Raw genomic sequence first — 25,307 nt, 5'->3', positions numbered from 1 at the left:
CAAGGACGCACCGGCAGTACGCCGATGGTGGGGAGTGGTCCTGCTTGCGTGCCTACCTGCGCGAGATGCGCAACTGAATCAACGAAGGGGTCATCGCCCACATGGGAGACGACAGTCGTTCACCGGCGTACACCGGGCTGACCGAAGCCGTCCGGCACGGGGAGGTGACGAGTCCGCCGACAACTGACGCAACCCCGAGCACACCCGCCACGGACAGGTGCGTGTCGTCGTCGCCCACCGGGCAACTCGTCGAATCGACCATGACCGCGGAGTCTGTTGCGACCAAGCCCTCAACCGGCGCTGACGGGCTGTGGAACGCGCACACGGCAAGGAGCGCCGCGACCACCATCAGGCCACGCACGAGAAGCCGCTGCAACGATCCGTTCATGTGAGGGCCAAGCCTAGCCAGCTTTCCAAAGCACGCCATCTACCGATAGCATCGCCAGATGGCGATGATCAATGAGACGGCCGCTCTCTCGGTAGCCGCCTGTCTGTTCAACGGCTTCAGCGACGGTTCCCGACTGGCGATCGTGCGGCACCTGGCGCTCGGCGAACACCGCGTCGTCGACCTCACCGAACACCTCGGGCTGGCACAGTCCACGGTCTCCAAGCACCTGGCCTGCCTGCGTGACTGCGGCCTCGTCGAATCACGCCCGGTCGGCCGCGCCTCGCTCTTCAGCCTTACCCACCCCGAAGCCACCCTCGACCTACTCTCGGCGGCCGAACGCCTGCTCGACCTGACCGGCGACGCGGTCGCGCTCTGCCCGAACTACGGTCAGGCGGCCCAAGCATGAGCGAGCCACTGTCACTCGAGCCGGTTCGGCCCAGCACCTGGACCGCCGACCCCGAGCTGCGCCGCAAGCTGAGCCGCCGCGCGCAACTACTCGCCGGCGCCTCGGTCACCTACAACATCATCGAGGCGATCGTCGCCATCAGCGCGGGCATCGTCGCCGGTTCGGTCGCGCTGGTCGGGTTCGGCCTGGACTCGGTCGTCGAGGTCTCGAGCGGCCTGATCATCCTCTGGCAGTTCCGCCACAAGATGCCTGAAACCCGCGAGAAGCAGGCCCTGCGACTGCTCGCCCTGTCCTTCTTCGCCCTGGCCGCCTACGTCGCTTTCGAGTCGATCCGCACCCTGATCACAGGAGCCAACCCCGAGACGTCGCCGGTCGGCATCGGCCTGGCGATCGCCTCGTTGATCGTGATGCCGTTCCTGTCGTGGGCCCAACGCCGTACCGGCAAAGCCCTGGGCTCGAACGCCGTGGTCGCCGACTCGACCCAGACCCTGCTCTGCACCTATCTGAGCGCCGTCCTGCTGGTCGGCCTCATCCTCAACGCGACCCTCGACTGGGGCTGGGCCGACCCCGTCGCCGGCCTGATCATCGCCGCCGTCGCCATCCGCGAAGGCGTCGAGGCCTGGCAAGGCAAAGGCTGCTGCGCCCCCGCCACCACCGCCTGCGCCGACGCCTGCTGCAGCTAGCGGCCCTTGCGCTTTCCTCAACCGGCTCGCGGCTCCCCAGCGATTACTCAAGACCTCTTGTACAAGATCCACTGCAGGTTGCTCGGCGCGATGAGAACCCCACCTTGAGCACCCACCAACCGCTGGCCGGCCCCGAGAACGGTTGAACCGTGCTCAAGGTCGCGACCCAACACCACTTTGAGCACCCATCCACCGCAACTGCCCGCAAATGGTCGAACCGTGCTCAAAGTGACCCGTACGCCGGGAGCTCTCAGCTAGCGGGGACGATCCTCCCCAAACCGGTTTGGGGAGGATCCAGGACCGATTCGGGGGGTGCGTCCTCCCCAGCGGGCCGTTACGGGCTCCCCGAAGCGGAGTTAGAGCTGGATGCCGAGGAGGGCGTCGATGGCTTGGGCTACCAGGGCGGGGGCGGAGGCGTCGTCGCCGTTTGACTCGGCCCAGGTGTCGACCGCGGACAGGGCGGCGACCGTGTCCAGGTCGTTGGTCAGGGCTGCCCGTACGGCGTCAACCGCCGCCCCGCCGTCCGGACCGGAACCGCGGCCGAGGGCGCCTCGCCAGAGGTCCAGGCGGGCCTGGGCTTCGGTGAGGCCTTCGGTGGTCCAGAACCAGTCAGTGCGGTAGTGGTGGGCCAGCAGAGCCAGGCGGATCGCCATCGGGTCAGTGCCGGCCAGGCGCTCCTTGGAGACCAGGACGAGGTTGCCCTTGGACTTCGACATCTTCTCGCCGTCCAGGCCGACCATCGCCTGGTGCACGTACGCACGAGCGAACGGGTGCTGGCCGGTGGCGACCTGCGCACCGCTGGCCGACATCTCGTGGTGCGGGAAGATCAGGTCCGATCCCCCACCCTGAACGTCGAACGACATCCCCAGGTGCTTCAGCGCGATCGCCGAACACTCCACGTGCCAGCCCGGACGGCCCCGGCCAACCGGCGAGTCCCACGACGGCTCGTTCGGGCGCTCGTGCCGCCACAGCAGGCTGTCCAGCGGGTCCTGCTTGCCCTCGCGGTCCGGGTCGCCACCGCGCTCGGCGAACAGGGCCGTCATCGTCTCGCGGTCGTAGTTCGAGACCCCACCAAAAGCCGGGTCGGCCTTCACAGCGAAGTACAGGTCGCCATCCACCGAGTAGACCGCGCCGGCCTGCTGCAACTCCTGTACGGCGGACGCCACCAGGTCGATCGACTCGACCACACCGATGTAATGCTGCGGCGGGATCACCCGCAGCGCGGTCATGTCATCGCGGAAGAGCTGGATCTCCTTGTGCGCCAGGTCGGTCCACTCGATGCCGGTCGCGGCGGCCCGCTCGAGCAGCGGGTCGTCCACGTCGGTGATGTTCTGCGTGTACACGACGTCGTACCCGGCGTCGCGCCACAACCGGTTCACCAGGTCGAACGTGACGTACGTCGCCGCGTGGCCCATGTGGGTCGCGTCGTACGGCGTGATGCCGCACACGTACATCCGCGCGGTGCTGCCGTCGACCGGCTGTACCTCGACCGGTCCGCCCGAGGCGGTGTCGTGGAGGCGCAGCCGCCGGGCGGGGCCCGGCACGACCGGGATGTCTGGATTCGTCCACGCCTGCATGGTCTGGAGCTTATGTCAGACCGGAATTCGTTGCGGTGACACGGTTCCACTCCCCGGTCGCGGCGACGCGCCACGGCCCGGTCGGTTACCCTGCCCGGACTGTCAGAAGGCCGGCCAGGGAATCGCCGGCCAGTCGTCGCTCGGGTAGGGGTACGTGCCGCTCTTCAGCAGGGTCGCGCAGCGCTCGCGGGTGGCGGTCAGCTCGACGGCGGTGATCAGCTGAACCAGCTCCTGGCCGAGACCACCGGCCAGTCCGTCGGCCAATCGCCGTACGTCGTCCAGGTCGTCCGGCGTGATCGGCTCACCGGCCCAACCCCACAACACGGTCCGGAGCTTGTCGTCCGCGTTGAAGGTCACACCGTGGTCGACGCCGAACACCCGGCCGTCGCCAGGGTTCAGCACGTGCCCGCCCTTGCGGTCGGCATTGTTGACCAAGGCATCGAACACGGCCATCCGCCGCAACGCGGGCGTATCGGCGTGCACCAGCGTCACCGGGTTGTGCCGTCCGTCCAGCGCGTCCAGTACGCCGACCCAGCCCTTCGGCACGCGGCCTTGCGGGACGATGTCGACCAGCTCGGTCTCTCCCGCACTCAGCTCGGCCTCGTCCACCCACAGCTGCACCATGCCCTCGCCGAGCGGCCCGTCGCGCAGCAGGGTCGGCGGCACGATCGACCACCCGAGCGCCTCGGAGACGACGTACGCCGCGTACTCACGCTCGGCCAGCGTGCCGTCGGGGAAGTCCCATAGCGGCCGCTCCCCCTGCACAGGCTTGTAGACGACCGTCGCCGTCTCCGCGCCAAGACTGACCGAACCCTGGTAGGTCCCGTTCGAGGCGGCCATCAGCCGGCCGAGCAGGGACAACTCCCCGCGCGCCAGCAGGTCTAGATCTGCCGTCATTCGGGCAGGTGCCTGCGGTAGCCGTTGGCACGTGGGCAGATGTGGCCTTCAGGGTCGATCGGGCGACCGCAGAACGGGCAGCTCGGCCGGCCAGAGGCGACCAGCGCCACCGCGCGCCGGGCGAACGCCCGGGCCTGCAGCTCGGTGAGCCGGACGGTGAGGGCCTCGCCCTCCTCCGACTCCAGGACCGCCGCGACCGGGTCGTCTTCCTCCAGCTCGACCTGCTCGCCGGTGACGACCGAGAACACCTCGATCACCACCCGTTCGGCGTCGGCCTCCCAGGCCAGCGTCATCGTGCCGGCCCGGAAATCCTCCTCGATCGGCTGCTCCAGCGGGTCGGTGTCATCCGGCCCCACCGGCGTCAGCGGCTCCCGCTCGAACCGCCGCGCGACCTCGTCGAGCATCACGTCCAGCCGCTCCGCGAGCGCCATCACCTGTTCCTTCTCACAGGCCACCGAGGTCAGCCGGACCCCCTCCCGGGCCTGCAGGAAGAACGTTCTCGCACCGGGTTCCCCCACGGTGCCGGCGACGAACCGCTCAGGTTCGTCGTAGGAATGAACAACGCGTGCCATGACTAGAACCCTATTACCGTCCACCTACAACAGCGTCGGAAGACTGCTTTTTGATCGCTTTGCCCTTGGCCGGGGGCTTGGGGATCAGGGAGGCCAGTTCGCTGCCGGTGTCGTTCAGCCGGACCAGGAACGGGCGGGTCTTGGTGTAGGTGATGATCGTGGTCGAGGCCGTGTCGACGACGATCCGCTGGAAGGTGTCCAGGTGCTGGCCGAGGGCGTCGGCGACGATCGCCTTGATCACGTCACCGTGCGATACGGCCACCCAGATCGCGTCGTCGGGCAACGCCGCGTTGTGCGCACGGACCGCGTCGACGCCGCGCTGCTGCATGGCTCGCATCGACTCGCCGTTCGGGAACGTCACCGCCGACGGATGCGCCTGTACGACGGACCACAGCGGATCCTTCGCCAAGGTCGAGATCTTCTGGCCGGTCCAATCGCCGTACCCGCACTCGGTCAGGCGGCGGTCGGTCGCCGGCCGCAGCCCGCTGTGGTGCTTGGCGATCGCGGCCGCGGTCTGCCGGCAGCGCTCCAACGGCGAGGTGACGATCGCGGCGAGCGGCAGCGCCGCGAGTCGCTCAGCCACTGCGGCGGCCTGCTGAAGGCCGGTGTCGTCGAGCTTCACACCCGGTGTCCGCCCGGCCAGCGTGCCGGATGTGTTCGACGTACTGCGGCCGTGCCGGACCAGAATCACCGTGGGCATAACGTGCACGCTATCCGGTCTGCGCAACCTCCGGTGCCATGATGGGACCGTGATCGTCGATTGCGGGGTATACGCCGAGGGTGAGCGGCTCGATCTGCCGAAGGAACCCGAGACCGTTGCCCAGACCATCGACCGCGACAGCCAGACCTTCGGCTGGGTCGGCCTGCACGATCCGTCGGACGCCGAGATGCGCCGCGTCCAGGGTCTCTTCGGCCTGCACGAACTCGCCGTCGAGGACGCCCTGCGAGCCCACGAGCGCCCCAAGGTCGAGCGGTACGGCGACGCGCTGGTCGTCGTGCTGCGGACCCTCTGGTACGTCGATGAGGGCGATCAGGTGGAGACCGGCCAGGTCAGCGTCTTCGTCGGACCCCAGTACGTCGTGACCGTGCGGCACGGCGACGGCGCCGAGCTCGCCACGACCCGGCAGGCGCTGGAGGACCGGGCGTCGATGCTCGGTCACGGCCCCGGCGCTGTCTTGTGGGCGGTCTGCGATTCGGTCGTGGACGGCTACGAGGAGGTCGCCGACCAGGTCGAGATCGACGTCGACGAGGTCGAGAGCTCGGTGTTCTCCCCCGAACGAACCAGCGACGCCGAGCGCATCTACACGCTCAAGCGCGAGGTGCTGGAGATGCGCCGGGCGATCGTTCCGCTGCGCGAACCGATGGAATCGTTCGCGCACGGCGCTCCTGGCATCAACCGCAACGCGGCCGCGTTCTTCCGCGACGTGGCCGACCACGTCAGCCGGGTCTCGGACCAGACCGACGCCCTGGACACCCTGCTCACCTCGGCCCTGAACGCCCACCTGGCCCGCGTCTCGGTCCAGCAGAACGACGACATGCGCAAGATCTCGGCCTGGGTCATGATCGCCGCAGTGCCGACCATGCTGGCCGGCATCTACGGCATGAACTTCGACAACATGCCCGAACTGCGCTGGCACTTCGGGTACTACGCGGTGCTGCTGCTGATGGGCGGCGTCTGCGGCACGATGTACGGCCTCTTCCGCAAAGTGGGCTGGCTCTAACGCCTGCTTAGGTTGCCGTGATCGTGCTGGTCGCCAGCAGGATCAGGATCACGATGCCGACGAGCACCCGGTAGAAGGCGAAGACCTCCGTCGTGTGCTTGGCCACGAACCGGATCAGCCACGCCACCGACGCGTAGCCGACGATGAAGCTGACCACAGTGCCGACCAGCAGCGGTACGGCGCCGACGTGGCCGCCGAGTGCGTCCGGCAGCTCGAAGACCGCCGCCCCAACCAGGGCTGGGATCCCGAGCAGGAACGCGACCCGGGTCGATGCGACTCGGTCCAGGCCGCGGAACAGACCGGCGGTGATGGTCGCACCGGACCGCGAGACACCCGGGATCAGCGCCAGGCACTGGACTATGCCCATCACGATCGCGTCGGTCAGGGTGATCTTCTCCAGCGGCCGCTTCTTCGAGCCGAGCCGCTCGGCCGCGACCATGAAGAACGACCACACGATCAGTGAGCCCGCGACCCACCACAGGCTGCGCAGCGGGCCGGAGATCAGGTCCTTCGCCAGGAACCCGACGATGCAGATCGGCAGCGAGCCGATGATCACGTACCAGCCCATCCGGTGGTCGAACTCGCCCCGGTGCTCGGGCTTGGTGAGTCCGCGGAACCAGGCCACGGCGTACCGGGCGATGTCCTTCCACAGGTAGAGCACGACCGCGGCGATCGCGCCGAACTGGATCACCGCGGTGAACGCGGTCACGCTCGGGTCGTCGATCGGCAGCCCGAGGGCCTTCGACGCGATGGTCAGGTGGCCGGTGCTGGAGACCGGCAGGAATTCGGTGAGCCCCTCGACGATGCCGAGGATGATCGAGTCCCAGATCGTCACTAGCTACCCACTCCGGACAGCTCGAGCGCCTCGGCGAGCACGCGGATGTCGGCCAGCCGCTGTTCGACGGTCGAGGCGAACGGCGTGACGGCGACCGTCGTCGTACCGGCCTCGGCGTAAGCGGTCAGCTTCTCGGCCAGCCGCTCCTTGCCGCCGAGCAGCGAGATGCCGTCGATGAAGCCCTGCGGTACGGCGGCCATCGCGTCGCGGTGCTGCTTGGCCAGGTACAGGTCCTGGATCTCCTTGGCCTCGTCGGCGTAGCCCATCCGGACCGCGAGCGCGTTGTAGAAGTTCTTCTCCCGGCTGCCCATCCCGCCGATGTACAGCGCGGCGTACCCACGGATCGGGTCCGCGGCAGCCGCCAGGTCGTCACCGGTCATGAGCGGGACCGAGGCGACGACGTCGAAGCCGTCCAGCCCCAGTTGGCGAGACTGACGTCCCGCCTCGATGTGCTTCAACTGCTCTCCAAGATAAGCGGGGTCGTTGAGGATCCCGAGCCAGCCGTCGGCGATCTCGCCGGCCAGTTCGAGGTTCTTCGGGCCGACCGCGGCCAGGTAGACCGGCACGTGGTCGCGGAGCGGGCGGCTGGACAGCTTCAGCGCCTTGCCCGGCCCACCGGGCAGGGGCAGCTCGAAGTGCTCACCGTGGAACTCCACCGTCTCGCGCCGCAGGGCGGCGTTGACGATGGCAACGTACTCGCGGGTGCGGGCCAGCGGCTTGTCGAACCGGACTCCGTGCCACCCCTCGGACACCTGCGGCCCGGACACGCCGAGGCCGAGCCGGAACCGGCCGCCGGAGAGCCGGTCCAGGGTGGCCGCGGTCATCGCGGTCATCGCCGGGGTCCGGGCCGGGATCTGGAAGACCGCCGCGCCGACGTCGATCGTGCTCGTCTGGGCGGCGATCCAGGTCAGCAGCGTGGCGGCGTCCGAGCCGTACGCCTCCGCCGCCCAGGTGACCGAGAAACCGAGGGACTCGGCCTCCTTGACGAGCTTCAGATGGTCGAGGTGCTCGTCGCCGAAGACGAAGCCGATGTTCAGTCCGAGTCGCATGACTGGCGAGCCTATCCAGCCGTTGTCGGTGGCCCGCAATAGGCTCGACCCATGCAGCAGCGCTATCTCGGTCACAGTGGTCTGGCGGTGAGTCGGCTCGGCCTGGGCACCATGTCCTGGGGCCGTGACACCGACGAGCACGAGGCGCGCGAGCAGCTCGCCGCCTTCGTGGCCGCCGGCGGCACTCTGATCGACACCGCCGCGGCGTACGGCGACGGTGACAGCGAGCGACTGATCGGGACCCTGCTCGGCGACGTGGTCGAGCGCGACGATGTGGTGATCGCCACCAAGGCCGGTTTCAGCGTCCGCCGCGGTGAGCGGATCACCGACACCTCGCGGGGTTCGCTGCTGCGCGATCTGGACGCTTCGCTGCGCCGGCTGAACGTCGACTACATCGACCTGTGGCAACTGCACACCTGGTCGGATGACGTACCGCTCGAGGAGACGCTGTCCGCGCTCGACTACGCGGTCAACGCCGGCAAAGTCCGGTACGTCGGTGTGTCCAACTACGCCGGGTGGAAGTCCGCCCGCGCGGTGACGTGGCAGCAGGCGTGGCCGGGGCGCGCCGTACCGGTCTCGAACCAGGTGGAGTATTCGCTCCTTGCGCGTGACGCCGAGGCGGACGCGATCCGGGCGGCCGGAGGGCTCGGCATCGGCGTACTGGCGTGGTCGCCGCTTGGCCGGGGTGTGTTGACTGGGAAGTACCGCACCGGCATCCCCGCGGACTCGCGGGCGGCGTCTCAGCATTTGTCCAGATTCGTCGACCCCTACCTCGACGGCCGTGGTTCGGGCATCGTTGAAGCGGTGGCACGCGCCGCGGACGGGCTCGGCTGGACTCCGCTCGAGGTCGCGCTCACCTGGGTGCGGGACCGGCCCGGCGTGTCGGCGGCCATCGTCGGCGCCCGGACTGCGATGCAATTGAAGTCGGTGCTGGGCGTTGAGGAACTGACTCTGCCGCCGGCCATCGTGGCGGCGCTGGAGGATGTTTCGTGAGGCTCTGTAACTTTTTGAGGGCGTGCTAGCTGGAGGGTGCGGATGGCTGAATACGAGCTGCAACAGTTCGAGGTCTCCCGGACGGAGTCGCGTGGCGCAGTGCGCCGCCTCCTGACCGAGCACGCCGAATACGGCGGCTGGGAGCTGGCCAGACTCCGCCGCTATCCCGACGGCACCCGCCGGGTCTGGCTCCGCCGCCGCGTCATCAAGGTCCTCCGCACCTTCTAAGAGGGGCCGGCTCGCTCGCTAGACGTCGTGGCGGACCCAGACGTTCGGCTCGATGTAGACGGCGCGATCGTGCTCGACGCTGACCTCGACCGGCACCAGCGCGCCTGGTACGACGACCTCGCCCGTGCTGTCGAACGGCAGCCCGGTCCATTCGCGCCACTCCGCGAGCGAGGCGGCGACCACCATCGAGGCCGGTGCCACCTTGATGATCTTGCCGCCGGCCCGGACGTGTACCCGCAACCACGGGTCGGCGGGCAGACCGTCGTCGCGGGTGAGAGCGACGTACTGGGTCATCGGGAGGTGAGCGTCGGTCTTGCCGTTCGGCCGGACCGGCGCGTAGAGGGCGGTGTGGCCCTTCGCTTTCACGGCGTCGCGCATGCCTTCGACCATCCGGTGCGACAGGCCGCGACCGTGGTGCGACGGCTTGATCATCACTTCCAGCGCGCTCGACACAGTGGTCTCGCGACCGAGCCGGTGGTCCTCGATCCCCCACTGCAGCACCTGGTCCCACCCGCGCGATGGCAACTCCGTGCGGCCCTCGATCGGGAACGCGAACGGGATGCTGCGCGCATGCGCGACCAGCTCACCGTCCTCGGTCGCGACCAGGCACTGGTCCGCGAACTCCCGGCTCACCTGCCCGATCAGCGCGTCACCGATCAGGTCCTCCAGCATGAACCGCGGCCAGACCTTCCAGAAGTTTCCCAGCACACTGGTGATCTCGGGCCGCTCGGCGAGTGTAGTGATCACGATCTCGGACATGCTCGGAGTGTGCCATCGCCGCAGTGGGACTTCACCCGGATATCTCGGCCCCTGCGCACCGAAGAACGGGTAGTGGTGCCGGATCAGTCCCGAGGGCCACTCACCTTGAGGCGTGCACCCGGCAGCACATCTTGACCACTACCCGTCCGTCGGTACATACCCACGAGGGCAGCCACCACCGCCGTCAGCAATCCCGCACCAATGAGCGTGTTCTCTACGCCGACCGTGGCGATGATCGAGCCGCCGACCAGCAGGCCGGCTGAACTACTCGCGTTCACGACCACCGACTGCCCCGACAACAACGCGCGCCGATCGGCTCCGGCTGACTGCTGGGTAATGAGGGCCGAGATAGCGGTGATTCCCCACACGATCACGATGCCCGCCAGCCCGGCCAGCAGCGCGACACTCATCGGCCTCGTCCAGGTCCCCATCCCGATCCAGCACAGACCCACGACAGCCCACGAGCCACACGCCAACGGCAGCGCCGGCAGTCTCCGGATCACCCGTACCGCGACCAGTGTGCCCAGCACGGACCCAACGCCGTACCCACTCATCCCGGCCGCCGCGTAGACGCCTGGCTGCCCTCGCTCGGCCCCCAGCACCGACAACCCCAGCGTGAACGCGAACCACGTCACGCACCCGGTCCCGCGCACCAACCAGCCCAGCGCCACCTCGCGTCGACCCACCAGACTCGCCCGGATCGAGGGCGCGGCACCGCTGTCGCCACGCCGCTCGGTGCGGATCCCGATGCACACCAGCCCGCCGGTCAGGACGGCGACCGCCTCCACCCACAGCAACGCGTTCGTGATCCCGGCGGCGACCGCGGCCGCACCCATCAGCGGGCCAACCACCATCCCGACCCGCCGGACACCGTCCTGCCAGGTCAGCAGTACGACGGCCTTGCCCGGACCCCACCGATCCCCGACATCCGCGAGCAGAGCCGTGCGTCCCGGCGTACCCAACGCATCACTACACCCCAACAGCAACCCAGCGGCGACGAGCAGTCCGGGCGTGAGCAATCCGAGACCCGCTGCCGTTGGCACCATCGCCAACGCCATGGCGGCCACCACCGCCACCACCGCCAGCCGCGCCCCCGAGTCCACCCACTGCCGCGCCCGCCGCCCCCACCACGGCGACAACAACACCGGTACGCCGGCCGCGCCGCCCACCAGCCCGGTCGCCGCCACCGAGCCCGTCTCCCGCAGGATCACCAACGGCAACGCAACCTGGGTGAATCGCATCGCAAAGTCGGCCAGTCCGCCGCTCGCCAGCAGCACCGCCGCCTCGCTCCGTGCTCTCATACCCTTGATTCTTTGGGCTCCTGGGTTCCCCGGGTAGACGGTTCCCGCTGGGTGATTGCCATAGGCTGCCCCTATGACTTCATTACCCGCGGTCGAGGATCTGCGACTGGTCCAGGCGATCGCCAGGACCGGCGCAGTAGGCACCGCAGCCCGGGAACTCCGCATCTCCCAGCCGTCGGCCTCCCAGCGCCTGGCACGGATCGAGCGCCTCTGCGGCACCAAACTCTTCGAGCGCGACACCCGCGGCGCCCGCCCCACCCCGGCCGGCGCCGAGCTCGCCCGCCGGGCCGACCACATCCTCAGCCATCTCGAGGACGTGTACGACGCCACCCGCGCCGCAGCCACCGGCCGCCGTCTCGTGATCGGCACCTTCGCCAGCCTCGCGCCGATCCTGTTCCCCATCCTCGACGCCGACTTCCCCGACACCGACATCGAGCAACAGGTCGACCACGGCCAGTTCCTGGTCGAACGCGTCGCCGAAGGAACCATGGACGCCGCCTTCGTCGCCATCGCCGAGCAGATGACGCTCCCCCGCGGCACAATCGCCCGCCGGATCGGTCGCGACGACCTCGTCCTGTTCGTCCCCGACGGCGTCCCCCTGCCCGGCGGGGGCAAGCAACCCCTCAAGGACCGGCTGGTCGCCTTCTCGACGTACGACCGAGGCAGTGAGGAGCTCCAAGCCCGCCTGGTCGCCCTCGGCGCCGCCGCCCGCCGCGGCGTCACCCTCGGTACGACGGTCGCGATGGCTCGCCGCCGCTCCCACCTGGCCGTCGTACCGCGGAGTGCTCTCGCCACCGAACTGCTTCCCGGCGAGCAACTCGTCGCGGCGCCGTTCCGCTACCGCCTCACCCTCTCCGTCGTCACCACGCCAACACCACCGAAGGTCCTCGTCCGCTACCTCCCGCAGCTCCGCACGAGATTGAACTTGTCGTGAACAACCGCTCAGCCGGGCCGTTTGTGCGGCAGACTCGGCCGCATGAACCTGCGGCGGCTGGCAACTGACCGAGGACGGCTAACGGCGTACTGGAGTGCGGCCGTCATCCAGACAGTCGCGGTCGCCGCCGACATCAAGGTCCTCAGGCAGGCCAGCAAGATCTCGTTGATGCCGCTGTTGCTCTCCTGGACCCGCACCCAGCAGGCTCACCCCTTGCTGCAGGCAGCGTTGTTGGCGTCAGCGGCGGGTGACCTGCTTCTAGAAACCCGCTTCGAGCTCGCCGGCATGGCCGCCTTCGCCGCCGCCCACGCCTGCTACCTGGCCTTCTTCACCGGCCGCCCCGCCACCCGCAGCTGGCGCGTCCTCGCCGTGTACGGCGCCCTCTGGGCAGCGCTGATCGCCGCCCTCTCCCCCGGCCTCGGCAACCAGAAGATCCCCGTCGCCGTCTACGCCTTGTTGCTCACCGCAACAGCCGTCGTCTCCCGCTGGCACAACCCGCGCTCCGGCCTCGGCGGCACGCTCTTCCTGATCTCCGACGCCCTCATCGCCTACCGGATGTCCGGCCGCGACTTCCCCGGCCGCGGCGCACTCACCATGTCGACATATGCCGCCGGCCAGTACTTCCTGACTACGTCGCAAACACCTGCGAGTCGTCCGCAAACGCCTTGAACTCCAACGCGTTCCCGGCTGGATCGAACAGGAACATCGTCCACTGCTCTCCCGCCTGTCCCTCGAACCGCACGTACGGCTCGATCACAAACGCCGTACCGGCTGCTCTGAGCCTGTCCGCCAGCTCGTGGAACGTGGGCACCGTCAGCACCAGCCCGAAATGCGGCACCGGTACGTCGTGCCCGTCGACCGGATTGTGAATCCGCTTCGGCTGCTCCGCCGCCAGGTGCGTCACGAACTGATGCCCGTGCAGATTCCAGTCGATCCAGCTCTCGGAACTACGGCCCTGCTCAAGCCCGAGCACCTTCCCGTAGAACTCGCGCGCCGCGTCCAGATCATCGACGGGCATGGCCAGGTGGAACCGCGGGACCTCGGGCATCGGCGTACCTTCCTGTGGTTGTTCTGGCCTTGTCTCGTCAGGCTTTGTCGAAGAACTGGTCGAGAACGCGCGAGCCGAACTCCAGGGAGGTGGTCGGGACGCGCTCGTCGATGCCGTGGAACATGCCCATGAAGTCGAGGTCCGGCGGGAGCTGCAGCGGCACGAAACCGAAGCAGCGGACGCCGAGGCGGCTCCACGACTTGGCGTCCGTCCCGCCGGACATCAGCAGCGGCGCCGTACGGCTCTGGGGGTCCTCGGCCAGCAGGCACGCCTTCATCGCCTCGACCAGGCCGCCGCTGAACTCGGTCTCCAGCGCGATGTCGGTGACCACGCTCTCGCGGGTGACCTTGTCGCCGAGCAGTTCGTCGATCGTCGCGTGGAACTCGTCCTCGAACCCCGGCAGGAAGCGCCCGTCGATGTGCGCCTCGGCCTCGCCCGGGATCACGTTCACCTTGTAGCCGGCGTTCAGCATCGTCGGGTTCGCCGTGTTCCGGATCGTCGCGCCGAACATCCGGCTGAAACTGCCCAGCTTCGAGAGCGTCTCGGTCATGTCCTCGGGGTCGAGCTCGACCTCGAGCACGTCCTCCAGCGTCTTCAGGAACTCCCGCACCGTCGGCGTGATCCGCAGCGGCCACTCGTGCCCGCCGATCCGCGTCACCGCCTCGACCAGGTTCGTGACCGCGTTGTCGGTGTTGATCATCGACCCGTGACCCGCCGTACCGCGGGCCTTCAGGCGCATCCAGTCCATGCCCTTCTCGGCCGTCTCGATCAGATACAACCGCAGGTCGTCCTTGACCGTCACCGAGAACCCGCCGACCTCACCGATCCCCTCGGTGCAATCCGCCACCGTGTCCGGATGGTTGTCGATCAACCACTGCGCGCCGTACACGCCGCCGGCCTCTTCATCAGCCGTGAACACCAACCGCACCGGCCGCCGCGGCTTCACCCCGGCCCGCTGGCGCGCCCGTACGACGGAGAGAACCATCGCGTCGAAGTCCTTCATGTCGACCGCGCCGCGCCCCCACACGCACCCGTCGAAGATCTCCCCCGCGAACGGGTCGACCTTCCAGTCCTTCGGATCCGCCGGTACGACGTCCAGGTGCCCGTGGACGAGCAATGGATCAGCGCTCTGGTCCTCACCCTCCCAGTGCGCCACCAGCGTCGCCCGCCCCGGCTCCGACTCGTAGATCGTCGACTCGATCCCGACCTCGTCGAGCTTCGCCGCGACATACTCCGCCGCCCCGCGCTCGCCGTTGCTCTTGCCGTTTCCGTAGTTCGTGGTGTCGAACCGGATCAGCTCGCTACACAACTCCACCACTTCGGCATCGGCGCTGTACGACGGATTAGTCATGCGACCCATCCTCTCCCATCGGGTTGATCAGAGGACGCTCAGCCCGTACATCTCCCCCAGCGGATCCGAGATCAGCTCCACCCGCGTCCCATCCGGGTCCCTGAGGTAGATCGACGTACCGCTCTCTTCCAAGTACTCGATGTTGGAGTCATCCAGCCGCTGCTTGACCTCCGCCCACCGCTCCGCCTCCATCGAGATCGCCATGTGGTGCAACCCGCCCAGCACCTCGGCGTACGGCCCCACTTCCAGCCCCGGAAAGTCGAAGAACGCCAGCAGGTTCCCGTTCCCGATGTCGAAGAAGAAGTGACTCGACCCCTCGTAGTCCCGGTTTCCCACAATCTCCGTCAACGGAAACCCCAGCACCCCCTGATAGAACCGGATGGTCGTCTCCACATCCGCACACAACACCGCCACATGATGCAGCCCCCGCGCCGTACTGGCCGGTCGCTCCTGGCTCAGGTACTCCGCCCGCAACCGCTCCCGCTCCGCCTCAATCCCTGCCACATCAACGGTCCCCACAGCACCCAACCCCTCTCCTTGAACTTCCAACTACCCCCATCAGACACCCCCACCCACCCGATGTGAATTCCACCCAGGTTCTTTGCTACTGTTCTCCGGTCGGCGCCACTAAGGCGCAGATCACCTGTCCGGGTGGCGGAATAGGCAGACGCGCTAGCTTGAGGTGCTAGTGCCCTTTACGGGGCGTGGGGGTTCAAGTCCCCCCTCGGACACGCAACTTATCCACACGGTCCCCCAATGGGTCGACCTCCACCTCGACCATCTGGTCGGCATGGTGATACGTCAGCGAAAGTCGCAAAGCGCGGTAAAGCTGACTCAAATCCTCCGGATTCGCTGCGCTGAGCGCGGCGCCTACGTTGCCCAACTCGTCGACGTAGGCCTCTAGCTGCGCCCGGCTGAGAACCTCTTCGTTCGGCAACGAAGCCAGGATCGCCTCGGCCGCCTGCTTCTCGGCGGCCGCCGCGTTGTACTGCTCCCGCAGTTCGGCCGGATCCCAGCCTGCATCGAGCGCTTTCCGGGCCCGATCCATAGTGATCTTTGCCGCACGGACACGCCCACGCAGTTCCTCGACATACTGGCTCCGGCGGTCCTCACTCTCATCCTCGACGAATAGCGCCTCAATCGTCGCCGCGCGATGCATCGGATCGAACAGAGATCCGATCCACCTATTGACCGCCGGCGTCACGACATCCTCACGCAGATAAATCTGCAACGGATGCGCCAACGCCGTCGCCGTACCCGGCACGAGCGTCCTGGCATTGCACCGGTAGTACAGGACCGCCTGGCGCCGCGCAGCACCCTCCATCCTCCGAGCGCACAGCCCACACCTGACCAGACCCCGAAGTGCATAGACCCGCGTCGTCGAGCTCCGTTGCCGCACCGCTCCCGACCAGGTCCGGACTCCACCCGACCTCCGCTTGCGCCGCATCAGCTGGGCTTCAGTGAAGACCTCGACGGGAACGATCTCCGGATGAGCGGGTTCTCTCGATCGCACGATCTTCGCCTGTGGTGATCTCCTGAACTTCACGACGTAGCCCGCGGCAACATCATCCGGATCGAGCAGCTCCTCAACCTTCTGCCAACGCCCGTACACGGCGTAGCCCGTGTACCGCGGGTTGTCGAGAATCGCTACCACCGCACTGTGCTGCCAACCATCCATCCGCCGATGGCGGTTCTGTTGTGGCGCGTGAGCCGACGGACACGGCACACCATCGCGATTGAGTTGCTCAACAATCGACTTCAGACCCCAACCCGACAAGTACATGTCGAAGATCCGCCGCACGACCGCAGCCGCAGCCTCATCAATCACCATGACCCGCTGCCGCTGTCCCTCGAGAGCCTTCCGAGGATGCGGATGCGGCCCGCCGTCCACGACTAGGTAGCCGTACGGCGGGCGCCCGCCCTGATACCGCCCGTCGATCAACACCTGCGCAGCCATCGCCGCCCGAACCCGCTTCTGCACATGCTGCCGCTCAGACTTCGACAACCCACCCGTAATCGTCATCGCCATGTCGTGCACCGTGTTCTCCGGATCAAACCGACCCCCGAGGCTAGGTATCCACAGGGACACGCCATACCGATCGAACTTCGGCCACGTCAGGCTGAACTGATTGCTGAACCAGCACCGAGTCGCCTCCCCCACAACCAGCCCATCCCAGCCACGGCCCGGATCCTTAAGAGCCCGCAGGATTCGGCTCGCCTCATCACGACGCTCCCACGGCAACGATCGCGACTGCCCGATATCGAAGTACTCGGCAACCACTTCGCCACCTAGCGGCTCTACAAACCGCGTCGCCTCCCCCAACTGCCACGCCTTCGATGTCGCCGGATCCTGATTGTCTTCCGTCGAACACCGCCCGTAGAACGCCAGCCGCCCGACACCCGCGCCGGCCGCCGGGCCTGTAGCCAGCGCCTCCATGCCCAAAATCTCGTCGAGAGTCGCCCACTCATCGTCACCACTCACGATGCCTCCTCCTCACGGGAAGCCTCCTCGGCCCTCCGCTTCGCCTCGGCAAGTCCTACAACAATCCGACGAAGCAGGCGAGCAGCCTGTGGATAAACCACCGGCACCCCCTCCGGCAGCGTGACCTGCACCGCGGCACCGCGCTCCGACTCCGCACCCTGTACCGCGTCTCCGTTGTCACCCACATAGAGATCAACGGCCACTCCGACAGCACTTTTTCTTGCGCCCAGCACCCGGACTGCTCACCAGTGCGCACCACCGACCACCACTAACCACAGCTGCTCGGCACTCGCCGAAGAAACCTCGGGAGCCCGCCGCCCCAAGCTGGCCCGGTCATCGACACCGAGTCCACCAAGCCCACCGGATCTATACTCGATCATCTGTTCTATCCTGCTGCGGTGGGCACGAACAGGCGCTACCCCAGACAGCCAGCACCCGAGGCCGGACGCCGGCACTGCTGGGTCCTGAGGACCACCCATGAGCAAGGCCCCTGGCCAGGCCTCATCCTGGAGTGGCGCCGCACTTCATCCCGCGACTGGCAAGCCCGCGTCGTCTACGTCCGCGACCTACAACGCTCCGAATCAACCGAGGCCTGGTTCGCCGCCGCCAACCTCCGCCCGCTCGATGCCCATCCCCGAGCCGGTTCCTAGCGCGACAAAACGGTCAGCAACATGCCGTCGACGACGGGACAGTCAGGTCTGAGTGAGGCGGCTGCGCACGCGCTCAAACGAGCTGAACGTCGACCCCCCGCCCGCCACCACTGGAAACCCCGTGCGGCTGGGGCAGCAAGCCTTACAGCTCGGCCCCACGAGGCAAGTCAGCCCGGGTTCCCGGCAACGCCAGCCCTGGTCGGTGCGACGCCGAACGAGGTTGACCTAGCGCGCCCGCGGCGCCACAGCTACCGTCCGAGTCTCGCTGGCGGATCCTCGCCGGTACGCCGGAATGCTCCGTTGGTCAGCACGGCCAACCCCGCCCAGGACACAGGCGTCGGCTCCCGTCCGGAACGCCACCAGCGCGTTGCTCGTCGAAGCGCCCACGGAGCCTCGATCCCGTCTGCGAGTTGCGAGTAGAGGTTGCTCAGAATATGCGCCGTCGCGTGCCCAGAGCCTGGGCCATCCGCAAGCGGGAACAGTCCACCGACAACAGCGGCGGCCCCTCGACAAAGCATGACGGTCGGGATGCCGGTCGGGTCAGTGCCGGCGCGCTTGTCCAGATCGCTGGAGAAGCAAGCTCCGACGACGACGGTCCGTGGAAAGCGGCAGGACATCATCCGGGCCGCCGACAAGCGCGTACCAGTCACTGGATCGAGGATCAGCGAGTGCGCAAGACCGGCCATGTTGTTGCCATGTACCGACATTGTCAGCACTGCATACGAATCGGCGTCCGCCAGAGACTCGGCGAGCTCAGCCGGTGTGGCTACCTCACGGACGTTAAGCTCCCAGCTCCTCCGCAGGCCAGCCCGCTCGATCGACAGCCCGTCCGCGTTCACCCCATGGAAGTAGGCCAGTACGCCTCCGCCCACAGACGTTGGCGGACTGGTCTCGTCCAGCAACGAACACGACGGCACCATCGCCACGGCCGCATGATCGGACAGCGTGGTGTGTGCGGTGATCGGCAGCGCGACCCAGGGGAAGGTCCACAGCTGTCCGTCCGCGGCGATCAACAGGAGCGGGATCGTCTCGTCCGGCCCGGCGGGGTCGACGACACGAAGCTCGTCCAGGAGCTCCGGTGGAAGCAAACAGTCCACCAGATTTCGCCAATCGCCGACGGTTCCGTTCAGTGCCGCATACTGACGGCTTGTCGCCCACCTATCGCTCGAGGCCCGGAGCTCGATCTCCCGGCCGGCAGGTGACCTCTCATCCGTTGCGCCCGTAAGCGTCCTGAGCGCTTCTATTTCGTCGACCGTCATCCGATGGCAGAACGTCGATGTCTCGAGACCAGGCGCCTGCCAGCTCCCGTACAACGTCATCTGGTCGTCGTCCGCGATCAACCTGATCTGAACGAGGTGATTCCCGGGACTGACGGCGTTCGCTGTACGCCGGGACGGAAGCTGGACAAGCTGCCGAAAGCGGGCCGAAGTAGCCACCTCGAGCTTCTCGTACGCCGACGCACCGCGCACGGTGCCCTCCGGTCCCTCCAGGTCGGTCAGCTCGGCCAGGAGAGTCTTGATCACCGAGGCCAGCCCTGTGTTCTCCTCGTCGCTCTGCAGAATGCCCGATCTCAGCGCCTGGGCGATATGGCTCTCCCGGAGCATGCCGAGGGCATTGACGTACAGATACGTGGCTTCCTTGTCGCCGGCCATGGCTCGATCGAAGCCAAGCTGGAGGAGCCTGGACTCGGCCAGCCGTGTTCGCCCAACGAGATCGGCCTGGTGCTGACGCCAACCATGTCCGACCTTGAGATCGCAGAAGTTCCGCAGCAGCTCGAACAAGGTCAGCAGCTCGGCGTCTTGATTGCCCTCGTCGTGTTCCAGGTCGGCCCTGATCGCCAGCAGCGGGATTCGGAGCCCTGGGCCGGAGTCCGGCGGCATCATTACGTCCGCGACGTCGAGGAGCCGCCGGATCTCACCGCGATCACCTCGGGCCATCGCGACCTCGGCTTCAACGCTGAGCGCCTCGATCCGATGCGGCACCATGTTCCACTGATCGCACAATCGCTGCGCCTCGACCACGTGCTCGTGCGCCTTGTCGACCTCCTCGACTTCCAGACATACCCGAGCGAGCTCGATCTGAGCCCGGATCAGCGTCTGCCGGAAGGCACCGTGCTTGCTGACCTCGACCGCCTCTTCGTAAGCCCGCTTTGCCTCGCTGTTGTTGTTCAGGTACCCGTGGACCCGACCCAGCAAGACGAGATGCTCACCACATGCGGAGGCGTTGTCCGTCGTTCGGTGCCGGGCATACATCTGGCGATAGATATCGACAGCGCTCTGAACACTCTGCAGAGCGACGTCGAACCGGCCGACCGCGTTGGCAAGCCGGGCTCGATGCGCGAGGGCGCCAGCCGCAACCGCCGGTACTCGATTGATCCCTGGATCGGTGAGCACCTCGTCCAGCAGGTGCATTGCTTGGCCGGTCTCGCCGGCGCGGATCAACTGGTCGATCCGCACCATCGCCTTCATCAGCCGTGCCGAGGTGATGATCACTCTCGGGGTGGCCGTGACGCCGTACATTCGACTCATCAGCCAGCCGGCGTAGCAAACCACCGCCAGCACGCAGACGCCCCAGAGCCACCCACTGTTCGACACGCCGTGCTCATTTCCCGCTCGGCGGTGCGGCTTGTGTCTTCGGCGGAACGTACTTGCCGCGGATCACTCTGATGATGCTTCGGGGAATGACGACGAAGTCGTCCTCGACGGCCTTGCGGGTGGCTTTACCCGGACCTGAGATCGCGATCGGCTTCTTCAGCGCGATCATGTCGCGGGCGGGATCCTCGGCCACCGAGACACCGCGGAGGAATCCCTCGATCAGCCTTCCGTCGTCCACCTCGATCGCGAGGAAAGCCGGTCGGCCGTCGCGCCGCTTCGCCAGTACGCCGGACCACGCCGACCCATCCTTGATACGGCTGGATCGGTCGGCCGACGTACGAGCAGCCGCGATTCCGCCTGCTAGCGCCAAGGCATAACTCAGCACGAGTGTCATTCCGCACGACGCCACCACGTGCCACGGCTGGCGGCGTACGGCCGACAGATCCCCGGTGAGCTCGGACAGCGTCACGAAGGCCGGCACCAGTTTGGCCAGCCCTGCCACGACGATCACCGCGACCAGCGAGACCAGCGCCCCAACGGTGGCTAGCTCGACGACCTCGATCACTGTGCTGCGCTTGTCCCGCTGGACGAACCGTGCCAGCGCCCGGTGGTAGACGAGCCCAGGAGAAAGTGCGGCCACCAGGAAGATCAAGCCGGCGACCGTACTGGGCGGCACCCGTTCCTACTTACGCAGTTGTGGATCTGGTGGCGGGGTCGCGAACGGATCAGGCAACTCTTCTTCGAGCACGTCGTCGTCGTCCAAGTAGGTCCGGAATTCATCGGACCCGGTGTTGTCGGCCGGAACTGTCACTGAGTCTCCCCCTCGTGTGATGTCGCGATAGTCAGCCATTTGGCCACGCTCCGCAACACTTCGACAGAGAAAGGCTCGAATAGATCCCATTCAGTGACCAACCGTGGCCAGGCTGAGGTCTGGACGGCCGTGATTACACTATGGCGGAGTCGGTCGTGTTGCCGCTAGCCAGTTCGTATCTCGCGGTCACTGAACGCCCGGTGCAGAGGTGAACGGGGGTCGTGCGCATGTGAGCCGACTGTGCACAACCGGCTGTGTTCGAGCGGTCGAGTACCTCATGGTGACCAGGCGGGTGAACCTCTGATGGTTACTACGCGCGCTTCACACGCTGTGGGGAGATGCCCGAGTTCCCACCCATCGGACTCCAGCTAGGCACTCAGCCTTCGGCCGGAGCAATCTGCGCGAGACCGCCAGACTCCGCTTCGTAAGCAAGGGCTCCACTACAGTTCAGGGCTCATGACAGGATCTCTGGCAGGTCCTTGATGGCTTCGATCGCCTGCAGTGACTCGCCGCCGACACGGAAAACCCGGAACGTCAAAGTCGCCGCTTTCCAAGCCTTGACCAGCCCCGACGACTTCTCTTCAACCGCATGGTAGACGAAACCCAGACGTTCGGCTGCGGCCAGCGCATCCTCGGGCCCAATGGTGTCGATCATATCGAGCGCACGCAGAATGTCATGCAGCCTGGCAACAACCGCGGCGCGGACGCGCGGAGGCAGATCCTGATCATTTCGAGCGGCATCGAGCGATTCCAAGACTCGGCTCCGCAGGTCGGCCCGCACCCCATCGATGACACGGACATTAACGACCCCACTCCCCCGGAGCACAGTCGACAAGACCTTCAGGCTGGTCAGGTGCTCTACGGGCAACTCAACGCTCTCGCCACTTCCCATCTGGGTGTTGCTGTCCCTGGTAAGCACAAGCGTTCGCAGCAGATCCGGTGCGATGACGTCGTACATCTCGACATACGCTGCTTCTTCGAGATCCTCCAATTGCCACCGAACCTGCCGGATGAGATCGATGACCGAAGCAGCCCGCCTCCGAGTCTCCGTCTCGTCCCCCGCACCAAGAGTCTTGAGCCACAGCTGAACAAGACCGCCTGTAGGACTGTAATTCGCTCGATACCTGCTGAAGATCGTGAACAGTCGACCTGCGGAGTTGTCTGTCTCTGACATGCCGCAAGGCTAGCTTCCAACGGCTGTCCGTCGGCCGCGGCACAACCCACATCAGTCGAGTAGTGGCAGCTGGTACGCGGTTCTTGGCTCGGCGTTGTAGAGAACTTGTCGAACGAACGGTTTGTCTTCCAGCGCGCGGAGGCCTTCGCCGATCAAGAGGTCAAGTTTGTCTTCGTCGGGCTTCGTCCAGTACCGGCGCTCGGCGGTGAGGTCGATCGTCTGCAGGTCTTCGGCGACGGCCGCTTCATAACGTTCGATGAGATCTTGCGGCTCGCGGAAAGGCACGTCGCCGACCAGCTCGATGTAGCCAAAGAGAGGCTCCGTAGCGTTCGAGCCAGGAGGGCCAAGGAATGGCCGCGAAGAATCTTCGTGCACCAGAATGACAATGTCTCGATGCCCGAGGACGGCTGGGCGGGTTCCGCGTGGAGCGCCAGGGTTGATGGCGCTCTTCTTGCCTAGCTTTCCTGCGCTAGACGCCCAGTACGGGCAGGCGAACGCCGAATACAGCATGCACGACAGATGTCCTCCGAACCCGGTGTCAACACTGAAGTACGGATCGTGCACGCGAGTCCGGGCGGCGTCCTTCTGAGCCAACGTTCGCCACACCAGGGAACCTTTGGCCAGGCTGAACCCGCACACGCAGCAGGCCCGCCGAATGGCGAGTCCTACGCTGCGATGAGGATCGAGGCCGGCGAGTCGGGGCCCGTCATCTGTCCACGGCGTTTCAGCCGGCACCAGGTATCCGCGTCCGTCTCTCGGCAACCCTTCGAGGTGCGGTGGCGGCTCGACAAGAATCGGTCTTCCCATGCGAGACATTCTGGCGTACCCGAGAAGGTGGAAGTGACCCATTACGGCTGCCACCCGCCCGCGGCTTGCATCACGACCCGCGCCCCGGCTTCCAGAGCGCAAGCAAGCCGCACGTGGCCGTCCACACCACGCCGACGACCTTCGCCGCATCGGGCTGACCCAGGACACACAGGGCGACGATGACCCCCCAGGCCGACGCCGTAGCAATCAAGATGAGAACGAACTGCGCCTGGCGGGGGGACGACCACCATGTAGGTACAGGAGGCTGACTTTGAGGCATGATGAGACCTAACTCTTGACTAGGGTTGCGAAGGGGCCGGGTCCAAACTCGCATTGGTGCTCCAACACCAGTAACCGAGTTCCGGCCCTTTTCGCTGTCTTGATCCGTCCGGACCAAGGTGAGAGGACTCTACTTCCTCACCCCGTCGTGAATCGCCCTTCACTTACGCAACCACCCACCTAAAAACGGAGCGTTAGGTCGTTGGACTAACGCTTATCCGCAGGTCAGAGGGCCCTTCTCGTCGTAGGCTCGAACACCCGTTTGGACCCTACGACGATGTCGCTAAGCATGTGTACACATCACGACACGGCGGACCATTGACCAGAAGCTAAACCCCAGGTCAGGACGGAAGGCGTACTTGTAACACCAAAGGGGATTGCTCACTGCACGCCAGCTCCGGCTGCGTCACACATGCCAATTGGACACCAACCAAGGACCCAAATCCGGGCGCTCTGGTCGCGGAGCGCACACCGACACTCGGTACCAAAAACTCCTTTGTTGTGACACTGATCACACCATGGAAGGCTGTGCGTGTCGGGCCGCGACTGAGCTTCTCGCCCACCTGATCAGCGCACGAGGCTCGTCCCGAAATCTGCGACTAGCGACGACCTGGCCTTGGCAACGAGCTCCCGATGGGTGCATAGACCTCGCCCTACGGCAGGGACCGAAAGGACGCATATGAGGTACACCCGGGATTTAGAACTGAAGCTGCGCGACCGGCTACGCCGACTACTCGCCTCCAGGCCCTCACAAGGTGGCCATGAGCTGATCCTTGTCGCTCAGTGGATACAGGATCAACCAGCCCTCCGAGGTGTGCTGGGAGAGGCAGCGACCGTAGAGGCCAACGTCGACCTCACCAAGTTCATCAAGTCGATGTTCGACAATTACGAGCTTCGGTGGCCCACTACATCCGAGGCCGGCCGGGCCACTCTGATATGGAAGTTGATCCAGAGGTCCGTTGCGGACATCGAGCGGGGCGCCATCGATACGAACGACTTCGGCCACCACTACTCCCCGGCTATCTTCCCGTCTGACAGCCTCGACGCCGCGTGGTACGCCTTTGTCGAGCAGGCCATCGCTCCGCTGTTCGATTACCTCGCCGAGCACCTCGCCGATGAGAGCAACATGCTGTACATCCTCGCGAGGTATGTGCGCTTGGTTGAGTGGTTCGACCTCGACGCTCTCTATGCCTGCGCGCTAGAAGACACCAGGCAGACCGAGGCGGTCTACGATGAGCACCTGCGGCGGTTCCTCTTCAGCGAGGGCATCGATATGCCGTTTACGCAGGCACGGTCCGCATCAGGCGAGTCGGATGTGCTCGCAGGCTTGCACACCGACGACCCGTTGGTATGCGAGATCAAGGTGTTCGACGCAGCCGACCGCGGCAAGCGAGAGCTGGCCACGGGCTATCACCAGACGTTCCAATACACCAGGGACTACGGCAAGTCCGTCGGCTACCTGGTGATCGTCAACCTGTCCGGTCGACCTCTGAACTTGCCGACCGAGGATGAGAGCAATGCGTGGCCGCCTTTCCTCATCGAGTCTGGCGTCCGGATCAACCTCATCAGCGTCCGTGCCCGGCCGACCCCGAGTGCCAGCAAGCAAGGCAAGATCCAGCCGGTCAACATCTCCGTGGACGACCTACGCAAGCCAGACATCGCAGACTGAGCTTGGGCCGGTTGCCAGCTCCGAGTCTGCCTCGCGACAGGACCCCGCGCCTCGACACCATGCGCGGGGCGGCTACACCCGCCGGTGGCCAGGAGCCCG

At 66.4% G+C, this 25,307-nt stretch carries 25 protein-coding genes and 1 tRNA gene; 9 read left to right on the top strand and 17 right to left on the bottom strand.

Annotation, left to right across the window (positions count from 1 at the left end):
• Nucleotides 1-446: 446 nt before the first annotated feature.
• Together ACFVWG_RS21315 and ACFVWG_RS21310 are read left to right on the top strand one after the other, a co-directional pair.
• Entirely contained in the window at nucleotides 447-794 is a 348-nt protein-coding gene (locus ACFVWG_RS21315; RefSeq protein WP_391545074.1) for an ArsR/SmtB family transcription factor, read from the top strand.
• A complete protein-coding gene (locus ACFVWG_RS21310; RefSeq protein WP_391545073.1) occupies nucleotides 791-1,477 on the top strand; it encodes a cation diffusion facilitator family transporter in 687 nt (228 codons plus the stop codon). Before ACFVWG_RS21315 ends, ACFVWG_RS21310 begins: the two co-directional genes overlap by 4 nt.
• Before the next feature lie 356 nt (nucleotides 1,478-1,833).
• On the opposite strand, the gene mshC is transcribed toward ACFVWG_RS21310, so the two are convergent.
• The 4 genes from mshC to ACFVWG_RS21290 form a co-directional block, all read right to left on the bottom strand.
• The gene (gene mshC / locus ACFVWG_RS21305; RefSeq protein WP_391545072.1) at nucleotides 1,834-3,054 is read right to left on the bottom strand and encodes a cysteine--1-D-myo-inosityl 2-amino-2-deoxy-alpha-D-glucopyranoside ligase; all 1,221 of its coding nucleotides are present in this window, start codon (nucleotides 3,052-3,054) and stop codon (nucleotides 1,834-1,836) included.
• A 102-nt stretch (nucleotides 3,055-3,156) separates the two neighbouring features.
• Nucleotides 3,157-3,951 (bottom strand): SCO1664 family protein, encoded by a 795-nt coding sequence (locus tag ACFVWG_RS21300; RefSeq protein ID WP_391545071.1) that lies wholly within the window; start codon nucleotides 3,949-3,951, stop codon nucleotides 3,157-3,159.
• Entirely contained in the window at nucleotides 3,948-4,523 is a 576-nt protein-coding gene (locus ACFVWG_RS21295) for a DUF3090 family protein (protein WP_391545070.1), read from the bottom strand. Before ACFVWG_RS21295 ends, ACFVWG_RS21300 begins: the two co-directional genes overlap by 4 nt.
• 13 nt (nucleotides 4,524-4,536) lie before the next feature.
• The gene (locus ACFVWG_RS21290; protein ID WP_391545069.1) at nucleotides 4,537-5,223 is read right to left on the bottom strand and encodes a histidine phosphatase family protein; all 687 of its coding nucleotides are present in this window, start codon (nucleotides 5,221-5,223) and stop codon (nucleotides 4,537-4,539) included.
• A gap of 49 nt (nucleotides 5,224-5,272) precedes the next feature.
• Between ACFVWG_RS21290 and ACFVWG_RS21285 the strand changes: the two genes are divergently transcribed.
• Nucleotides 5,273-6,244 (top strand): magnesium and cobalt transport protein CorA, encoded by a 972-nt coding sequence (locus ACFVWG_RS21285; protein WP_391545068.1) that lies wholly within the window; start codon nucleotides 5,273-5,275, stop codon nucleotides 6,242-6,244.
• Between the two features lie 7 nt (nucleotides 6,245-6,251).
• Here the strand turns inward: ACFVWG_RS21285 and ACFVWG_RS21280 are convergent, their stop codons facing one another.
• Nucleotides 6,252-7,079 carry an undecaprenyl-diphosphate phosphatase gene (locus ACFVWG_RS21280; RefSeq protein ID WP_391545067.1) on the bottom strand — a complete coding sequence of 276 codons (828 nt, stop codon included), beginning with the start codon at nucleotides 7,077-7,079 and terminating at the stop codon, nucleotides 6,252-6,254.
• Nucleotides 7,079-8,128, bottom strand: a complete 1,050-nt coding sequence (locus tag ACFVWG_RS21275) for an LLM class F420-dependent oxidoreductase (RefSeq protein ID WP_391545066.1) — start codon at nucleotides 8,126-8,128, stop codon at nucleotides 7,079-7,081. Before ACFVWG_RS21275 ends, ACFVWG_RS21280 begins: the two co-directional genes overlap by 1 nt.
• 51 nt (nucleotides 8,129-8,179) lie before the next feature.
• Between ACFVWG_RS21275 and ACFVWG_RS21270 the strand changes: the two genes are divergently transcribed.
• Nucleotides 8,180-9,121, top strand: a complete 942-nt coding sequence (locus ACFVWG_RS21270) for an aldo/keto reductase (RefSeq protein ID WP_391545065.1) — start codon at nucleotides 8,180-8,182, stop codon at nucleotides 9,119-9,121.
• A 42-nt stretch (nucleotides 9,122-9,163) separates the two neighbouring features.
• Entirely contained in the window at nucleotides 9,164-9,349 is a 186-nt protein-coding gene (locus ACFVWG_RS21265; RefSeq protein ID WP_132414093.1) for a DUF5703 family protein, read from the top strand.
• Nucleotides 9,350-9,367: 18 nt separating this feature from the next.
• Here the strand turns inward: ACFVWG_RS21265 and ACFVWG_RS21260 are convergent, their stop codons facing one another.
• Both ACFVWG_RS21260 and ACFVWG_RS21255 read right to left on the bottom strand, forming a co-directional pair.
• Complete coding sequence (locus tag ACFVWG_RS21260; RefSeq protein WP_391545064.1) at nucleotides 9,368-10,108, bottom strand: GNAT family N-acetyltransferase; 741 nt, start codon at nucleotides 10,106-10,108, stop codon at nucleotides 9,368-9,370.
• An 83-nt stretch (nucleotides 10,109-10,191) separates the two neighbouring features.
• Nucleotides 10,192-11,409, bottom strand: a complete 1,218-nt coding sequence (locus tag ACFVWG_RS21255; RefSeq protein WP_391545063.1) for an MFS transporter — start codon at nucleotides 11,407-11,409, stop codon at nucleotides 10,192-10,194.
• A gap of 73 nt (nucleotides 11,410-11,482) precedes the next feature.
• Between ACFVWG_RS21255 and ACFVWG_RS21250 the strand changes: the two genes are divergently transcribed.
• Together ACFVWG_RS21250 and ACFVWG_RS21245 are read left to right on the top strand one after the other, a co-directional pair.
• Nucleotides 11,483-12,343: a LysR family transcriptional regulator gene (locus tag ACFVWG_RS21250; protein WP_391545062.1), complete on the top strand. Its 861-nt coding sequence runs from the start codon at nucleotides 11,483-11,485 to the stop codon at nucleotides 12,341-12,343.
• A gap of 42 nt (nucleotides 12,344-12,385) precedes the next feature.
• Nucleotides 12,386-13,012: a lysoplasmalogenase gene (locus ACFVWG_RS21245; protein WP_391545061.1), complete on the top strand. Its 627-nt coding sequence runs from the start codon at nucleotides 12,386-12,388 to the stop codon at nucleotides 13,010-13,012.
• Here ACFVWG_RS21245 and ACFVWG_RS21240 read toward each other — a convergent pair.
• From ACFVWG_RS21240 to ACFVWG_RS21230, 3 genes are read right to left on the bottom strand one after another with little or no spacing between them, the layout of a single operon-like run.
• Nucleotides 12,972-13,391 (bottom strand): VOC family protein, encoded by a 420-nt coding sequence (locus ACFVWG_RS21240; protein ID WP_391545060.1) that lies wholly within the window; start codon nucleotides 13,389-13,391, stop codon nucleotides 12,972-12,974. The two genes, ACFVWG_RS21245 and ACFVWG_RS21240, sit on opposite strands and share 41 nt — an antisense overlap.
• A gap of 37 nt (nucleotides 13,392-13,428) precedes the next feature.
• Entirely contained in the window at nucleotides 13,429-14,742 is a 1,314-nt protein-coding gene (locus ACFVWG_RS21235) for a M20/M25/M40 family metallo-hydrolase (protein WP_391545059.1), read from the bottom strand.
• Nucleotides 14,743-14,769: 27 nt separating this feature from the next.
• The gene (locus ACFVWG_RS21230) at nucleotides 14,770-15,246 is read right to left on the bottom strand and encodes a VOC family protein (protein WP_391545058.1); all 477 of its coding nucleotides are present in this window, start codon (nucleotides 15,244-15,246) and stop codon (nucleotides 14,770-14,772) included.
• Nucleotides 15,247-15,387: 141 nt separating this feature from the next.
• Here ACFVWG_RS21230 and ACFVWG_RS21225 point away from each other — a divergent pair.
• Nucleotides 15,388-15,473 (top strand) — tRNA-Leu (locus tag ACFVWG_RS21225).
• On the opposite strand, the gene ACFVWG_RS21220 is transcribed toward ACFVWG_RS21225, so the two are convergent.
• The 6 genes from ACFVWG_RS21220 to ACFVWG_RS21195 all read right to left on the bottom strand — a co-directional run bounded on the left by ACFVWG_RS21220 (nucleotide 15,455) and on the right by ACFVWG_RS21195 (nucleotide 23,260).
• Nucleotides 15,455-17,224 carry a recombinase family protein gene (locus ACFVWG_RS21220; RefSeq protein WP_391545057.1) on the bottom strand — a complete coding sequence of 590 codons (1,770 nt, stop codon included), beginning with the start codon at nucleotides 17,222-17,224 and terminating at the stop codon, nucleotides 15,455-15,457. The two genes, ACFVWG_RS21225 and ACFVWG_RS21220, sit on opposite strands and share 19 nt — an antisense overlap.
• 898 nt (nucleotides 17,225-18,122) lie before the next feature.
• A complete protein-coding gene (locus tag ACFVWG_RS21215; protein WP_391545056.1) occupies nucleotides 18,123-20,468 on the bottom strand; it encodes a CHAT domain-containing protein in 2,346 nt (781 codons plus the stop codon).
• Nucleotides 20,469-20,475: 7 nt separating this feature from the next.
• Complete coding sequence (locus ACFVWG_RS21210; protein WP_391545055.1) at nucleotides 20,476-21,144, bottom strand: DUF6338 family protein; 669 nt, start codon at nucleotides 21,142-21,144, stop codon at nucleotides 20,476-20,478.
• Nucleotides 21,145-21,150: 6 nt separating this feature from the next.
• Nucleotides 21,151-21,279, bottom strand: a complete 129-nt coding sequence (locus ACFVWG_RS21205) for a hypothetical protein (protein WP_391545054.1) — start codon at nucleotides 21,277-21,279, stop codon at nucleotides 21,151-21,153.
• A gap of 454 nt (nucleotides 21,280-21,733) precedes the next feature.
• Nucleotides 21,734-22,453, bottom strand: a complete 720-nt coding sequence (locus ACFVWG_RS21200; protein WP_391545053.1) for a hypothetical protein — start codon at nucleotides 22,451-22,453, stop codon at nucleotides 21,734-21,736.
• Nucleotides 22,454-22,504: 51 nt separating this feature from the next.
• On the bottom strand, nucleotides 22,505-23,260 hold the full coding sequence (locus ACFVWG_RS21195; RefSeq protein WP_391545052.1) for a hypothetical protein: 756 nt from the start codon (nucleotides 23,258-23,260) through the stop codon (nucleotides 22,505-22,507).
• Between the two features lie 958 nt (nucleotides 23,261-24,218).
• Here ACFVWG_RS21195 and ACFVWG_RS21190 point away from each other — a divergent pair.
• Nucleotides 24,219-25,208, top strand: coding sequence for a hypothetical protein (locus ACFVWG_RS21190; protein WP_391545051.1), 990 nt, complete (start codon nucleotides 24,219-24,221; stop codon nucleotides 25,206-25,208).
• Nucleotides 25,209-25,307 lie beyond the last annotated feature (99 nt).

The organism is Kribbella sp. NPDC058245 (assembly GCF_042882005.1).
Taxonomy (GTDB): Bacteria; Actinomycetota; Actinomycetes; order Propionibacteriales; family Kribbellaceae; genus Kribbella.
Note: the sequence above shows the minus strand (reverse complement) of the source record. Positions and strands in the feature narration are given on the sequence as shown.

What these genes read in the sequence shown, in the direction of transcription:
- mshC (WP_391545072.1), bottom strand. Translation starts at nt 3,054, where the DNA reads ATGCAGGCGTGGACGAATCCAGACATCCCGGTCGTGCCGGGCCCCGCC.
- ACFVWG_RS21295 (WP_391545070.1), bottom strand. Translation starts at nt 4,523, where the DNA reads ATGGCACGCGTTGTTCATTCCTACGACGAACCTGAGCGGTTCGTCGCC.
- ACFVWG_RS21195 (WP_391545052.1), bottom strand. Translation starts at nt 23,260, where the DNA reads ATGGGAAGACCGATTCTTGTCGAGCCGCCACCGCACCTCGAAGGGTTG.
- ACFVWG_RS21310 (WP_391545073.1), top strand. Translation starts at nt 791, where the DNA reads ATGAGCGAGCCACTGTCACTCGAGCCGGTTCGGCCCAGCACCTGGACC.
- ACFVWG_RS21190 (WP_391545051.1), top strand. Translation starts at nt 24,219, where the DNA reads ATGAGGTACACCCGGGATTTAGAACTGAAGCTGCGCGACCGGCTACGC.
- ACFVWG_RS21240 (WP_391545060.1), bottom strand. Translation starts at nt 13,391, where the DNA reads ATGCCCGAGGTCCCGCGGTTCCACCTGGCCATGCCCGTCGATGATCTG.
- ACFVWG_RS21260 (WP_391545064.1), bottom strand. Translation starts at nt 10,108, where the DNA reads ATGTCCGAGATCGTGATCACTACACTCGCCGAGCGGCCCGAGATCACC.
- ACFVWG_RS21300 (WP_391545071.1), bottom strand. Translation starts at nt 3,951, where the DNA reads ATGACGGCAGATCTAGACCTGCTGGCGCGCGGGGAGTTGTCCCTGCTC.
- ACFVWG_RS21270 (WP_391545065.1), top strand. Translation starts at nt 8,180, where the DNA reads ATGCAGCAGCGCTATCTCGGTCACAGTGGTCTGGCGGTGAGTCGGCTC.
- ACFVWG_RS21255 (WP_391545063.1), bottom strand. Translation starts at nt 11,409, where the DNA reads ATGAGAGCACGGAGCGAGGCGGCGGTGCTGCTGGCGAGCGGCGGACTG.
- ACFVWG_RS21265 (WP_132414093.1), top strand. Translation starts at nt 9,164, where the DNA reads ATGGCTGAATACGAGCTGCAACAGTTCGAGGTCTCCCGGACGGAGTCG.
- ACFVWG_RS21290 (WP_391545069.1), bottom strand. Translation starts at nt 5,223, where the DNA reads ATGCCCACGGTGATTCTGGTCCGGCACGGCCGCAGTACGTCGAACACA.
- ACFVWG_RS21235 (WP_391545059.1), bottom strand. Translation starts at nt 14,742, where the DNA reads ATGACTAATCCGTCGTACAGCGCCGATGCCGAAGTGGTGGAGTTGTGT.
- ACFVWG_RS21200 (WP_391545053.1), bottom strand. Translation starts at nt 22,453, where the DNA reads ATGTCAGAGACAGACAACTCCGCAGGTCGACTGTTCACGATCTTCAGC.
- ACFVWG_RS21250 (WP_391545062.1), top strand. Translation starts at nt 11,483, where the DNA reads ATGACTTCATTACCCGCGGTCGAGGATCTGCGACTGGTCCAGGCGATC.
- ACFVWG_RS21245 (WP_391545061.1), top strand. Translation starts at nt 12,386, where the DNA reads ATGAACCTGCGGCGGCTGGCAACTGACCGAGGACGGCTAACGGCGTAC.
- ACFVWG_RS21315 (WP_391545074.1), top strand. Translation starts at nt 447, where the DNA reads ATGGCGATGATCAATGAGACGGCCGCTCTCTCGGTAGCCGCCTGTCTG.
- ACFVWG_RS21275 (WP_391545066.1), bottom strand. Translation starts at nt 8,128, where the DNA reads ATGCGACTCGGACTGAACATCGGCTTCGTCTTCGGCGACGAGCACCTC.